The organism is Methyloparacoccus murrellii (genome assembly GCF_054657115.1).
This window is the reverse complement of record NZ_BAAHXD010000020.1, coordinates 12,878-24,647: the sequence shown is the minus strand read 5'-3', so window position 1 is coordinate 24,647 and position 11,770 is coordinate 12,878. Positions and strand designations below refer to the sequence as shown.

Below are 11,770 nucleotides of genomic sequence, written 5' to 3'. Positions count from 1 at the left end.
GCGGCGGGATCAGAGCCCGCCGCCGTAGGCCGCCCAGTCGTCCGCGTTTTCCCACAGCTTCACCGTCAGGCGCTTGCCGGGCAGGTCGACGCGGTTGCGCAGCTGCTGCCACAGGATGCGGGAGAAGTGCTCGATGCTGGGGTTGAGCCCGGCAAAGGCCGGCTGCTCGTTCAGCACCCGGTCGGCATACTGGCCGATGACCCCCGCCAGGGCCGTCTCCAGCGCGACGATGTCGATGAGATAGCCGTGCCGGTCCAGTTCCGTGCCCTCGACGATGACTTCGGCGCGGTAGTGGTGGCTGTGTTCGTGGTTTTCGGCACCCCAGTCGCCGCCGATAAGAAAGTGGCGGGCGATGAAGTCGCGGCGGATGGCGAGTTGGTAGGACATGGCCGGCACTATAGCATCGTTGCCGGTGCCGCGAGCCGGTCGGGGCGCGGGGCGTCGCCTTGCAGCGCGCCCCGCGGGCAGGCTGTCAGTGGCGGGTGCGGGCGGAGGGCTGCGCGGGGTTGACATCGAACGACTCGCCCCGGTCCAGCAATTGCCAGGGTATGTCGATCTCGCTGGCATGCCGGTGGCGGATGAGAAAACGCATGGCGGCGATCAGCGGGGTCTTGCCTACCGACGCCCAGTCCTCGCCCGGCTTGGTGGCGCGCCAGTAGCCTTCCCGGGTCGGGCTCAGGCGGATTTGGGCGCTTTCGATCAGGGGGCCGCCGATCGACCAGTCCGAGGACGGACGGTATTCGCCCCGGCTGGCCTGCGCGGCGAGCTCGTGGTCGCCGCCCTCCAGCACATAGCCCACGACCCAGTCGAGGGAATTGCCGGCCAGAGTTTCCACCTGCGTTCTGACTTTCATGCGTGTTCTCCGGTTGCTGCTGCGGGTATCGGCCGGGTCCCTGTGACGCCGGTCGGCACATCCGCTTGCCCGGTGACTTAGCAATGCACATGCCATTGTCTTGTTTGTTGTTGAATCAATGGCTTGCTAGCCGCTCACGGCTGGGCGGCACGTCGGGCGGGGGCTTATTCACCGCCGGAGCGGTGGATCTGAGCCGTACCGTCCGCCGCCAGGCTGCGGGCGATGGCGTCGTCGAACTGGGCCATCGCGGCATCGGTCAGCGGGTCGATGGCCAAGCCGGCAGCGAACTCGGGGCGCACCGTGGCGGCATGGGCGCCGGCCGCGATCAACCGGCCGAAGGTGTCGGCGTCGCGGATGCTGGCGGCGAGCAGCTGGACCCCGTCCCGTTGCAGGGCGATACAGGCCTGGACCAGTGGCCAGACCTCCCGGCCTTCGGCGTGCAGCCGGCCAAGGTAGGGCGCGACGTACTGGGCGTTCTGCGCCCGCGCCCAGAGGAGTTGCATCGGGTTGGACAGGCCGGTGAGCAGCAGCGGCAGCCCCCAGGCGTGGACTTCGCGGATCACGGGCGCCCAGGCCGGATGGCAGGGCAGCTTGATGGTCAGCCGGAGCCGCGCCTGACCGGCCTCGGGGAGCAGCCTGGCCAGCCAGTCGTGGGCCTCGGCGACATCGGCGCGCGGCAGTTGCAGCATCAGCTCCGGAAGCCGCAGTGCGCCGGCCGCCTGCACGAGCCGCAGGTAGGTGGCCAGTGTCACCGGCAGGCCGGCCTGCTCGACCAGCGCGGGGTTGGTGGTGACGCCCTGGAGCGGGGGGCAGCCGGCTGGCAGTTGCCAGGCGCGGGTGTCGGCAGTATCGAGGTAGAGCTTCATGTGGACGGCTCCTCCGGCGAAGGTGCTGGGGTTTAATATCTACGGGTGTTGCCGGGCCATGATACCGGCGCCCAGGATTGCCGCCGAGCCCGCCGGTGCCGGATCGCTGGCCGCCCGGCGCGGTGTGCGATGTTGCCCTTAACCGATCGATCCGGGGGAATGAGCCCATGTTTTCCCTCCAGCGTTTGCCCGAACCCGCCCTGCGTAGGCTGCAGCGGCTTGTTTTCGGGATGGCGCTCCTGCCGGCGCTGTGGCTGGCCGTGCTGGCGGCGGCCGATGGCCTCGGCGCGAATCCGATCGAGAAGCTGTTGCGCGAGACCGGTTACTGGACCCTGACCCTGCTGCTGCTCACGCTGGCGGTGACGCCCCTGCGACGCCTGTCGCGCTGGAACTGGCTGGTCCGGCTGCGCCGCATGCTGGGGCTGTACGCCTTCTTCTACGCCTGTCTGCACCTTCTGGCCTATGTCGTGCTGGACCAGTTCTTCGACTGGTCCGGGATCGTCCGCGACATCGGCAGGCGGCCCTACATCACCGTCGGTTTCGGCGCTTTCCTGTTGCTGTTGCCGCTCGCCGCGACTTCCAGCGACGCCATGCGGCGACGGCTCGGCGGCCAGCGCTGGCGACGCCTGCACCGACTGGTCTACGTCATCGCCGTGGCCGGCGTGCTGCACTTTGCCTGGCAGGTGAAGAAGGACCTGCGTCGGCCGCTGATCTTTGCGGGCGTGCTGAGCGTGTCGCTGGGACTGCGGGCGCTGCTGCCGGCCGCCTCGGCGGGACGCGGCCGGATAGGTTCCGTGCCCGGCCGGTCTGAGTAGCCGGCGATCATCAACCGAGGAGCAGACCATGCGCTACCGTAACGACCTGTCGGAAAACGATGTCACCCCCGAATGGCTGTGGCGAAGCCGGCGCGCCTTCCTGCGCGATGCGCTGCTGGCGACGGCTGCCTGGGCCGCGTCGCCGCTCGTCACCCGTGCCGCCGGGCTCGCTGCCGCGCCCAATCCGGCGTTCCGGCTGGCGGAGGAGCCCACCCCGCTGGACAAGGTGACCGGCTACAACAATTTCTACGAATTCGGCACCGACAAGGAGGAGCCGGCGCGACAGGCCGGCAGCCTCAGGACCCGGCTCTGGACGGTGACGGTGGACGGGGAGGTTAACAAGCCGCGTACCTTCGACATCGATGACATTCTCAGGCTGGCTCCCCTGGAGGAGCGCATCTATCGGCTGCGCTGCGTGGAAGCCTGGTCGATGGTCATTCCCTGGGTCGGATTTCCCCTTGCGGCCCTGCTGAAGCAGGTTGAACCGCGCGGCAACGCCAGGTTCGTGCAGTTTGTCTCGCTCGCCGACCGGCAGCAGATGCCGGATCTCGGGCGGGGCGTGCTGGATTGGCCCTACCGCGAGGGACTGCGCATGGACGAGGCCCTGCATCCGCTGACCCTGCTGACCGTTGGCCTGTACGGTCAGGTGCTGCCCAACCAGAACGGGGCGCCGGTGCGCATTGTCGTGCCCTGGAAATACGGTTTCAAGAGCGCCAAGTCGATCGTCGCCATCCGGCTGGTGGAGGCCATGCCGGCGACCAGCTGGAATCAGGCGGCACCCCGGGAGTACGGCTTCTACGCCAACGTCAATCCGGCGGTCGACCACCCGCGCTGGAGCCAGGCCAGGGAGCGTCGCATCGGCGATTTCTTCAAGCGTCCGACCTTGCCCTTCAACGGCTATGGCGAGCAGGTCGCCAGCCTTTACGCCGGCATGGATCTGGCCCGCCATTTCTGAGGCATGGTCCGATCATCCCCGTCGGGGCACACGGACTCGTGAGGGCGGCGGCGGCGCGTCGAACGGGGGCGCGGGCGTTATACTTGGGTTCGCGTCCACAACGGACGTGAATCTCGTCCTGTTGTCCACATCCAAACCCGAGGAAACCCCCCATGCGTTCCATCGCTTTGCTGAAGAAGACGGCCAGTCTCGCCGTTCTGCCGTTGACCCTCATGCTGGGCACGCCTTCCGTGCATGCCTTCAGTGGCCAGGGAACCGTGACGGTGGATGGCGGCAAGACGACCCTCGATCTCGCCCCGGCCTTCTTCAATATTTTCCCTGCGTTGCGTGCCTCGCTGGGGCAGTACAACCCGGCCAGATTGCAGGGTACGCTCAACAACCAGAACCTTCGCATCACCTTTCCTTTGGCAACCGGTACGCTCAACCCGAACCGTCCGCAGCCGGAAGTCGGTTTCTACAACCTGCTTCACCGGGGTGGTCTGGCAATGAACAATCCGGGTACGAACGCCTCCATCATCCTGAACGCGCCCAACCTCCACACGGGTCGGGCCTGTTTCGCCGCCTCCCCTTGCCTGGAGATGGGTGGCACCCTGATCGTCAATGGCACTGTGTTTGGGAGTATTCCTAACTTTGCCCAGAATATTGGCGCCATCACGACTTTCCCGCTGCAGAATGGCACGGTGAGAATCGACAATATGCCCCTGTTCCTGACGGCCTCAGGGGCGTCCCTCATGAATCAGTTTTTCGGGCTGGTCGAGGGTGGCCAGTTATATCTGCGTGAGGGCGCTCCTTTTGGCACTGTCCATGTCAAGGGTACCGGCGCGAGGGTCATCTGTCCGCCGAACACCGAATACAGCGCCAGCCAGCAGCGCTGCCGCTAGCGGCAGTACCGGCTCGCCCCGGCGAAGCCGCGCTCGCATTCCGGGACAGCGCCCGCTGTCCCGCCCCGCATCTGTCCGTACAAGAAGAACAAGCCAGGAGACGCCATGAGCAAGCCCAATGCCCCGTCCTGCCCCAGAATCGTTGTCGTCGGCGGTGGCGCCGGTGGCCTGGAACTGGTCACCCAGCTCGGCAAGCAGCTCGGCCGCCGGGGAGAAGCGGAAATCACCCTGATCGATTGCAGTCGCACCCATATCTGGAAGCCGTTGCTGCACGAGGTCGCCGCCGGCACGCTGGATTCGCACGACGACGAGCTGGAGTATCTGGCCCAGGCCAGCGAGAACCACTTCCGCTTCGTGCTGGGCCGCATGAATGGCCTCGACCGCGCCAGCAAGCAGGTTCGCCTGGCGCCCCTGTACAGCGCCGGCGGCGAGCAGATCATGCCGGAGCGCAGCTACCCCTACGACATCCTGGTCATCGCCGTGGGCAGTGTCTGCAATGACTTCGGCATTCCGGGCGTGGCCGAGCACTGCATGTTCCTGGACACCACGGGCGAGGCCGAGCAGTTCCAGAACCGGCTGCTGGAGGCGTATCTGCGCGCCCAGGCGGCCGGCGGCACCCGCAAGCCCGGCGAGCTGGATGTCGCCATTGTCGGCGGCGGCGCCACCGGCATCGAGCTGTCCGCCCAGCTCTATCAGGCCGCGCGCTTGCTGAGTTCCTACGGGCTGGACAACATCAAGCCGTCCGACATCAGGATTCACATCCTCGAAGCCTCGCCGACGCTGCTGCCGGGCCTGCCCGAGCGCCTGTCCAACGCCACCCTGGCGCAGCTGCGCGGTCTCGGCATCGATGTCATGCTGGGCGTGAAGGTGGTCGAGGTGACGGCCGACGGCATGCAGACCGCCAGCGGCGACTTCGTGCGCGCGGCGGCCAAGGTCTGGGCGGCGGGCGTCAAGGCGCCGGACTTCCTCAAGGACATCGACGGCCTGGAAACCAACCGCATCAACCAGCTGCTGGTGCGGCCGACCCTGCAGACGACCCGCGACGACGACATCTACGCCATCGGCGACTGCGCCGCCTGCCCGTGGCCGGAAAAGGGCGCCAATGTGCCGCCCAGGGCGCAGTCGGCGCATCAGATGGCGAGCCGGGTACTGGGCAATCTGCGCCTGCGCCTCAGGGGGCGGCCACAGAAGGATTTCCGCTACCTCGATTACGGGTCGCTGGTATCGCTGGGCAAGTACAGCACGGTCGGCAACCTGATGGGCAACCTGATGGGATCGGTGATGATCGAGGGCTTCATCGCCCGGCTGGTCTACCTGTCCCTTTACAAGATGCACCAGCTGGCGCTGTTCGGCCCGTTCCGGGTCCTGCTGCTGATGGTTTCCTCGTTCTTCCGCAAGCGCATCCAGCCCAAGATCAAGCTGCACTGAGGGCGGAATGCTAGAATCCGGCCCTTTTTCCTCACACCCTATCGTCGACGGAGGACCTTCAGGCACATGGCAGGTCACAGCAAGTGGGCCAATATCCAGCACCGCAAGGGCGCCCAGGATGCCCGCCGGGGCAAGCTCTTCACCAAGCTGATCCGCGAAATCACCGTATCCGCACGCGCGGGCGGCGGCGAGCCGACCAACAATCCGCGGCTGCGGGCGGCCATGGACAAGGCGCTGGGCGCCAACATGTCCAAGGACACCATCGAGCGCGCGATCAAGAAAGGCACCGGCGCGGCGGATGGCGACAACTATGACGAAATCCGCTACGAGGGCTACGGCCCCGGCGGCATTGCCGTCATGGTCGACTGCCTCACCGACAATCGCCAGCGTACCGTGGCCGAGGTCCGCCATGCCTTCAGCAAGGCCGGGGGCAATCTCGGCACCGACGGCTCGGTGGCCTACCTGTTCACCAAGACCGGCATTCTCGGCTATCCGGCCGGTATCGACGAGGATCGCCTGATGGAGGCGGCGCTGGAGGCCGGCGCCGATGATGTGGTCGCCAACGAGGATCGGTCGGTCGATGTCCTCGTCAGTCCCGAACGGTTCGAGACCGTGCGCGATGCCTTGGCGGTGGCCGGCCTGCCGGCGGAGAATGCCGAGGTCACCATGCGCGCCAGCACCACCGTGGCCCTGGACGAGGAGGATGCCGGCAAGATGATCCGCCTGCTGGAGCGGCTGGAAGACCTGGACGACGTGCAGAACGTCTACTCCAACGCCGATATCAGCGAGGACATCCTCGCCAGGCTGGGATAAGGGATGCCGCAGGCGGCGCCTGGCGCGAGGCGCGGATTACCGAGGGGCACGGGCCCCGGCGGCGAGCCGGCCCGGGGGCCGGTGGGCCGTCCGAGGCGTCGCGCCTGATCATGGTCAGCATCCTCGGCATCGACCCCGGCTCCCGCTGCACCGGCTACGGCATCATCCACGACGGCATCAAGGGGCCGGTGCTGGTGACCTACGGCACCATCCGCACCGACAGCGACGACTTTCCCACCCGTCTTAAGCAGATCTATGAGGGCATCTATCAGGTTGCCCGCGAGTACCGGCCGACGGAAATGGCCATCGAGCAGGTGTTCATGGCCAGGAACGCCGATTCCGCCCTCAAGCTTGGCCAGGCGCGCGGCGCCGCCATCTGCGCCGGCATGAATGCCGGTCTGCCGGTCTTCGAGTACGCCGCGCGGCAGGTCAAGCAGGCCCTGGTCGGCAAGGGCAGCGCCGAGAAGTCGCAGGTTCAGCACATGGTCCGTTTCCTGCTGGGCGTCGATGCGGTCCTGCCGGCCGATGCCAGTGATGCCCTGGGCATCGCCATGTGCCATATCCACCACCGCCAGACCCATCGCCGCATGGCCCGGGCCGGGGTGCCGCCGCGATGATCGGTTTCCTGCGCGGCATCCTGATCGCCAAGAAACCGCCCTCGCTGCTGGTGGAGGTCCGCGGGGTTGGCTACGAGGTCGACGCGCCCATGTCGACTTTTTACGCGCTGCCCGAGATCGGCGGCGAGGTAACCCTCTATACCCATCTCGCCATCCGCGAGGACGCCCACAGCCTGTTCGGCTTCGGCTCGGAGGCCGAGCGCAGCCTGTTCCGCACCCTCATCAGGGTCAATGGTGTCGGCGCCAAGCTGGCACTGGGCATCCTCTCGGGTCTCAGCGCCGAGGAGTTCCGCCGCGCCGTCGAACATCAGGACACCGCCCGCCTGGTTCGCCTGCCCGGCGTCGGCAAGAAGACCGCCGAGCGGCTTATCGTCGAGTTACGCGACCGCCTGCCGGAAACCGGCAGCGTCACCCTGCCCGGCGCGGGGACCCTGCCGTTGCCCGAAGCCAGTCCGGTGGACGATGCCACCGCCGCGCTCGTTGCCCTCGGTTTCCGGCCGCAGGATGCCGCCGCCCTTGTCCGCAAGGTCCCGGTCGAGGGCAAGCGCAGCGAGGACATCATTCGCCTGGCCTTGCAGTCGGCGGGGAAATGATGCCCGAAGGCGATCACAGAACTTCCGGAAAAATCTTCCGATCGGTGCCGAGGGCAGGACGATTGCTCGCGAAGCAGGGTTTTTGCCGCCTGTCCACGCTGGCGCCAGCCGTTGGGGCATGGCAGTGGCCTTGCTCGCTTTCATTGCATCCGGTTCTACCTGCTTTCGGTGGCATCGTTTTCTGTTTCGGCTCATGACCCAGTCCCGTCTCATCGCCCCCGGCGCCAGTCGTGAGGACGACGCTACCGATCGCGCCATACGGCCCCGGCGGCTGGCCGATTACGTCGGTCAAAAGGCCATGCGCGAGCAGCTCGGCATCTTCATCCAGGCGGCGCGCGGGCGCGGGGAGGCGCTCGACCATGTGCTGATCTTCGGCCCGCCGGGACTCGGCAAGACCACGCTGGCCAACATCGTCGCCAACGAGATGGGGGTGAACATCCGCCATACGTCCGGGCCGGTCCTGGAAAAGGCCGGCGACGTGGCGGCCCTGCTGACCAATCTCGAAGCCCATGACGTGCTGTTCATCGACGAGATCCACCGTCTCAGTGCGGTGGTCGAGGAGGTGCTGTACCCGGCCATGGAGGACTACCAGATCGATATCATGATCGGCGAGGGACCGGCGGCGCGGTCGATCAAGCTGGACATACCGCCGTTCACGCTGGTGGGGGCGACGACACGGGCGGGGCTGTTGACCTCGCCGCTGCGGGACCGCTTCGGCATCGTCCACCGGCTGGAGTTCTACACCACCGAGGAACTGGCGCTGATCGTCGGCCGCTCGGCGCGCATCCTCGGCGTCGACATGAATCCCGCAGGCGCCCTCGAGATCGCGCGTCGCTCGCGTGGCACGCCGCGCATCGCCAACCGCCTGCTGCGGCGGGTGCGCGATTTTGCCGAGGTGCTGGGCGACGGCACGGTGACGGCGGAGATCGCCGACCGGGCGCTGGAGATGCTGAAGGTCGACCGTCACGGTTTCGACCAGCTCGACCGCAAGCTGCTGGGGGCCCTGATCGAGCGCTTCGACGGCGGGCCGGTCGGGCTGGACAACCTGGCCGCCGCCATCGGCGAGGAGCGCGGTACCATCGAGGATGTGCTGGAGCCGTACCTGATCCAGCAGGGTTTCATCATGCGCACGCCGCGCGGCCGGGTCGCCACCCGCAGCGCCTGGCTGCATCTGGGGCTCAAGCCGCCGGCCGTGCCCACCGCCAGCGAGGATCTGTTTTCATCATGAAGGACCAGCCTGCCGCCGGCGGAACCCTGTTTTCCTGGCCGGTACGCGTCTATTACGAGGACACCGACGCCGGCGGCCTGGTGTACCACAGCAACTACATCAAGTTCATGGAACGCGCCCGCACCGAATTCCTCCGCTCGCTGGGGTTCGAGCTCGACGCGCTGGAGCGCGACCAGCGGCTGCTGTTCGCCGTCCGCAGTCTGTCGATCGACTATCGCCGGCCGGCGCGGCTGAGCGACTGGCTGACGGTGACGCTCGACCTGGAATCGTTGCGGCCCGCCAGCCTGGCATTCGTGCAGCGGGTGCTGCGCGGCGGCGAACTGCTCTGCGATGGCCGGGTACGGGTCGCCGCGCTGTCCGCCGACAGCTTCCGGCCCATGGCGATACCCGATTTCATGTTCGAGCGGCTGGCCGCGCAGTGGCCGGGATGTCCGCTGCCGTCCGGCTCCGATGCAACACGAGGCGTGTAAGCCCATGACACCCGAACTTTCCCTGCTCAAGCTGATTCTCGATGCCAGCCCGGTGGTCCAGGCCGTGATGGCGATTCTGGTGCTCGCTTCCGTTGTCTCCTGGGCCTTCATTTTCGCCAAGTATCGCGAGATCAAGCGCGCCGAGGAAACCACCGACGAGTTCGAGGAGCGGTTCTGGTCCGGCATCGACCTGGCCGATCTGTACCGGCAGCTGGCCCGCGAGGACTACCAGACCGAGAGCCTGGAGAACATCTTCATGGCCGGCTTCAAGGAATTCGCCCGCCTGCGACAGGAGCCGAACATCGCCCCCGATGCGGTGATGGAAGGCGCGCAGCGGGTGATGCGGGTGTCGCTGAACCGCGAGCTGGAACTGCTGGACCAGCGCCTGCCCTTCCTGGCCACGGTCGGTTCCACCAGCCCCTACGTCGGCCTGTTCGGTACCGTCTGGGGCATCATGAATGCCTTCCGCTCGCTGGGCACGGCCAAGCAGGCCACCCTGGCCATGGTCGCACCGGGCATTTCCGAGGCTTTGGTGGCGACAGCCATGGGCCTATTTGCCGCCATTCCCGCCGTCATGGCCTACAACCGCTACGCGACGGAAATCGGCCGCCTCGCTAGCCGCTACGAGGCCTTCGCCGACGAATTCCTCAGCCTGCTGCACCGCAAGGCCCACGCCAAATGAATCCGCCCAGCGTCTCGCGTGGCCGCCAGCGGCGCCGTCCGATGGCCGAGATCAACGTCGTTCCCTACATCGACGTCACGCTGGTGTTGCTCATCATCTTCATGGTGACGGCGCCGATGCTGCAAACCGGGGTCGACGTCGAGCTGCCGCAGGCCGAGGCGCGCACCATCCACCCGGAAGACCGGCTGCCGATCGTCATCTCGGTCAAGGCCGACGGCACCCTGCTGCTGGACACCGGCGACCAGGCCGATGCGCCGGTGGACGCGGCCGTGCTGCCGGGCCGTGTAGTCGAGCAGCTGGCGCGCCAGCCGGGTTTGCCGGTGCTGATTCGTGGTGACCGCCAAGTGGATTACGGCCGCGTGGTGACCCTGATGGCGGCACTCAAGCGGGCCGGTGTCGAGCGTGTCGGCCTGATGACCCAGCCACCGCCGGAATGACGGCGGCCCGGAGGCAGTGCCGGCCCGGTGCCCTGCTGCTGTCATTGCTGTTGCATGCGGTCCTCCTGGCCCTGTTGCTGAACTGGCGCGAGGCGCCCAGCCGCCGGGCTGCGGCGGATGAGGCGGAGGTCATCGAGGCTGTCGCGGTCGAGGAAACGCCGCAGGACGCCCAGCTCAGGACCCGACGGCGCGAGCCGCCGGTGCCGCTCCCGGCCGCGCCGCCGGCGGAAGCCGAAAAGCGCCCGGATGAGCAGGCCGAGGCCCGCGCGGCGGCGCAGCGCGACGCCGCCAAGGCACTGTCGATCCAGCGCCAGCGGGAGGCCGAGGCGGAGCATCGGCGCCAGGCGGAATCGGCCGCCAGGCAACAGGCGCAGGCGCGCGCCGAAGCCGAGGCACGCCAGCGGGCGGCTGCGGAGGCTGCCCGGCGCAAGGCCGAGGATGACGCCCGCCGCCGGCTGGAAGCCGATGCCCGACGGCAGGCGGAACTGGTGGCCCGGCAACGGGCAGAAGCCGCCGCCCGGCAGCAGGCCGAGCGGGAGGCGGAAGCGGCGCGCCAGCAGGAAGCCCAGCGCCGTCAGGCCGAGCTCCACGCCCGTCGTGCAGCCGAAGCGCAGGCCAGGGCCAGGGCCGAGCAGGCGGCGCGCGAGCAGGCCGAGCGTGCGGAAGCGGCGCGGCGCCAGGCCGAAGTCGAGGCCCGGCAACGGGCCGAGGCGCAATCCCGCCGCGAGGCTGCGGCCAGGGCCGAGCAACAGGCCGAGGAAAGTGCCCGCCGCGAGGCGCTGGCGCGGGAACAGGCGGAGCGGCAGGCCCGCCAGCGCGCCGCCGAAGAGGGCGCCGAAAAAGCCGCGCAGGCCTGGGTCAACCGTTATTTTCGCCCGCGCGTAGAGCGCGCCTGGCTGCGGCCGGCCTCCGCGACGTCCGGCATGTCCTGTAAAATCCAGGTCCGCCTGCAGGCGGACGGGCGTGTGTCCTCGGTGGACGCGGCCTGTTCCGGTGGCGACGCCGCCTTCGAGCGCTCGGCCGAGGCGGCCGTGCGCAAGGCCGCACCATTCCCGATGCCGACCGATACCCAGGTGGCCGAGCAGCTTCTGGGGCAGACCGTTTCCTTCCGCTTCAATCCCCATTGAATCCA

At 67.8% G+C, this 11,770-nt stretch carries 15 protein-coding genes; 12 read left to right on the top strand and 3 right to left on the bottom strand.

Annotated elements, in window-relative coordinates:
* Positions 1-9 precede the first annotated feature (9 nt).
* The 3 genes from ACYQ1H_RS07515 to ACYQ1H_RS07505 form a co-directional block, all read right to left on the bottom strand.
* Positions 10-387: a 6-pyruvoyl trahydropterin synthase family protein gene (locus ACYQ1H_RS07515; protein ID WP_460027433.1), complete on the bottom strand. Its 378-nt coding sequence runs from the start codon at positions 385-387 to the stop codon at positions 10-12.
* Positions 388-472: 85 nt separating this feature from the next.
* Positions 473-853, bottom strand: coding sequence for a phage protein NinX family protein (locus ACYQ1H_RS07510; RefSeq protein ID WP_460027432.1), 381 nt, complete (start codon positions 851-853; stop codon positions 473-475).
* Positions 854-1,017: 164 nt separating this feature from the next.
* Positions 1,018-1,719, bottom strand: a complete 702-nt coding sequence (locus tag ACYQ1H_RS07505) for a transaldolase family protein (RefSeq protein WP_460027431.1) — start codon at positions 1,717-1,719, stop codon at positions 1,018-1,020.
* A gap of 167 nt (positions 1,720-1,886) precedes the next feature.
* On the opposite strand from ACYQ1H_RS07505, the gene ACYQ1H_RS07500 reads away from it, so the two are divergent.
* From ACYQ1H_RS07500 to tolA, 12 genes are all read left to right on the top strand, one after another.
* The gene (locus ACYQ1H_RS07500) at positions 1,887-2,534 is read left to right on the top strand and encodes a protein-methionine-sulfoxide reductase heme-binding subunit MsrQ (RefSeq protein ID WP_460027430.1); all 648 of its coding nucleotides are present in this window, start codon (positions 1,887-1,889) and stop codon (positions 2,532-2,534) included.
* A gap of 28 nt (positions 2,535-2,562) precedes the next feature.
* On the top strand, positions 2,563-3,489 hold the full coding sequence (gene msrP, locus ACYQ1H_RS07495; RefSeq protein ID WP_460027429.1) for a protein-methionine-sulfoxide reductase catalytic subunit MsrP: 927 nt from the start codon (positions 2,563-2,565) through the stop codon (positions 3,487-3,489).
* A gap of 167 nt (positions 3,490-3,656) precedes the next feature.
* Positions 3,657-4,370, top strand: a complete 714-nt coding sequence (locus ACYQ1H_RS07490) for a hypothetical protein (protein ID WP_460027428.1) — start codon at positions 3,657-3,659, stop codon at positions 4,368-4,370.
* A 105-nt stretch (positions 4,371-4,475) separates the two neighbouring features.
* Positions 4,476-5,798: an NAD(P)/FAD-dependent oxidoreductase gene (locus ACYQ1H_RS07485; RefSeq protein WP_460027427.1), complete on the top strand. Its 1,323-nt coding sequence runs from the start codon at positions 4,476-4,478 to the stop codon at positions 5,796-5,798.
* 66 nt (positions 5,799-5,864) lie between these two features.
* Positions 5,865-6,611: a YebC/PmpR family DNA-binding transcriptional regulator gene (locus ACYQ1H_RS07480; RefSeq protein WP_460027426.1), complete on the top strand. Its 747-nt coding sequence runs from the start codon at positions 5,865-5,867 to the stop codon at positions 6,609-6,611.
* A 110-nt stretch (positions 6,612-6,721) separates the two neighbouring features.
* Complete coding sequence (gene ruvC / locus ACYQ1H_RS07475) at positions 6,722-7,228, top strand: crossover junction endodeoxyribonuclease RuvC (RefSeq protein ID WP_460027425.1); 507 nt, start codon at positions 6,722-6,724, stop codon at positions 7,226-7,228.
* Positions 7,225-7,821 (top strand): Holliday junction branch migration protein RuvA, encoded by a 597-nt coding sequence (ruvA, locus tag ACYQ1H_RS07470; protein WP_460027424.1) that lies wholly within the window; start codon positions 7,225-7,227, stop codon positions 7,819-7,821. Before ruvC ends, ruvA begins: the two co-directional genes overlap by 4 nt.
* A gap of 193 nt (positions 7,822-8,014) precedes the next feature.
* Entirely contained in the window at positions 8,015-9,049 is a 1,035-nt protein-coding gene (ruvB, locus tag ACYQ1H_RS07465) for a Holliday junction branch migration DNA helicase RuvB (protein ID WP_460027423.1), read from the top strand.
* On the top strand, positions 9,046-9,519 hold the full coding sequence (gene ybgC, locus ACYQ1H_RS07460) for a tol-pal system-associated acyl-CoA thioesterase (protein WP_460027422.1): 474 nt from the start codon (positions 9,046-9,048) through the stop codon (positions 9,517-9,519). The genes ruvB and ybgC overlap by 4 nt, the downstream gene beginning before the upstream one ends.
* Positions 9,520-9,523: 4 nt before the next feature.
* A complete protein-coding gene (gene tolQ, locus ACYQ1H_RS07455) occupies positions 9,524-10,201 on the top strand; it encodes a protein TolQ (RefSeq protein ID WP_460027421.1) in 678 nt (225 codons plus the stop codon).
* Positions 10,198-10,638, top strand: coding sequence for a protein TolR (gene tolR, locus ACYQ1H_RS07450; RefSeq protein ID WP_460027420.1), 441 nt, complete (start codon positions 10,198-10,200; stop codon positions 10,636-10,638). Before tolQ ends, tolR begins: the two co-directional genes overlap by 4 nt.
* Positions 10,635-11,765 (top strand): cell envelope integrity protein TolA, encoded by a 1,131-nt coding sequence (tolA, locus tag ACYQ1H_RS07445; RefSeq protein ID WP_460027419.1) that lies wholly within the window; start codon positions 10,635-10,637, stop codon positions 11,763-11,765. The genes tolR and tolA overlap by 4 nt, the downstream gene beginning before the upstream one ends.
* The last annotated feature ends 5 nt before the right edge of the window (positions 11,766-11,770 follow it).

Excerpts from the sequence above, each read along its gene's own strand:
- ACYQ1H_RS07515 (WP_460027433.1), bottom strand. The coding sequence starts at position 387 with ATGTCCTACCAACTCGCCATCCGCCGCGACTTCATCGCCCGCCACTTT.
- ACYQ1H_RS07510 (WP_460027432.1), bottom strand. The coding sequence starts at position 853 with ATGAAAGTCAGAACGCAGGTGGAAACTCTGGCCGGCAATTCCCTCGAC.
- ACYQ1H_RS07505 (WP_460027431.1), bottom strand. The coding sequence starts at position 1,719 with ATGAAGCTCTACCTCGATACTGCCGACACCCGCGCCTGGCAACTGCCA.
- ACYQ1H_RS07500 (WP_460027430.1), top strand. The coding sequence starts at position 1,887 with ATGTTTTCCCTCCAGCGTTTGCCCGAACCCGCCCTGCGTAGGCTGCAG.
- msrP (WP_460027429.1), top strand. The coding sequence starts at position 2,563 with ATGCGCTACCGTAACGACCTGTCGGAAAACGATGTCACCCCCGAATGG.
- ACYQ1H_RS07485 (WP_460027427.1), top strand. The coding sequence starts at position 4,476 with ATGAGCAAGCCCAATGCCCCGTCCTGCCCCAGAATCGTTGTCGTCGGC.
- ACYQ1H_RS07480 (WP_460027426.1), top strand. The coding sequence starts at position 5,865 with ATGGCAGGTCACAGCAAGTGGGCCAATATCCAGCACCGCAAGGGCGCC.
- ruvC (WP_460027425.1), top strand. The coding sequence starts at position 6,722 with ATGGTCAGCATCCTCGGCATCGACCCCGGCTCCCGCTGCACCGGCTAC.
- ruvA (WP_460027424.1), top strand. The coding sequence starts at position 7,225 with ATGATCGGTTTCCTGCGCGGCATCCTGATCGCCAAGAAACCGCCCTCG.
- ruvB (WP_460027423.1), top strand. The coding sequence starts at position 8,015 with ATGACCCAGTCCCGTCTCATCGCCCCCGGCGCCAGTCGTGAGGACGAC.
- ybgC (WP_460027422.1), top strand. The coding sequence starts at position 9,046 with ATGAAGGACCAGCCTGCCGCCGGCGGAACCCTGTTTTCCTGGCCGGTA.
- tolQ (WP_460027421.1), top strand. The coding sequence starts at position 9,524 with ATGACACCCGAACTTTCCCTGCTCAAGCTGATTCTCGATGCCAGCCCG.
- tolR (WP_460027420.1), top strand. The coding sequence starts at position 10,198 with ATGAATCCGCCCAGCGTCTCGCGTGGCCGCCAGCGGCGCCGTCCGATG.
- tolA (WP_460027419.1), top strand. The coding sequence starts at position 10,635 with ATGACGGCGGCCCGGAGGCAGTGCCGGCCCGGTGCCCTGCTGCTGTCA.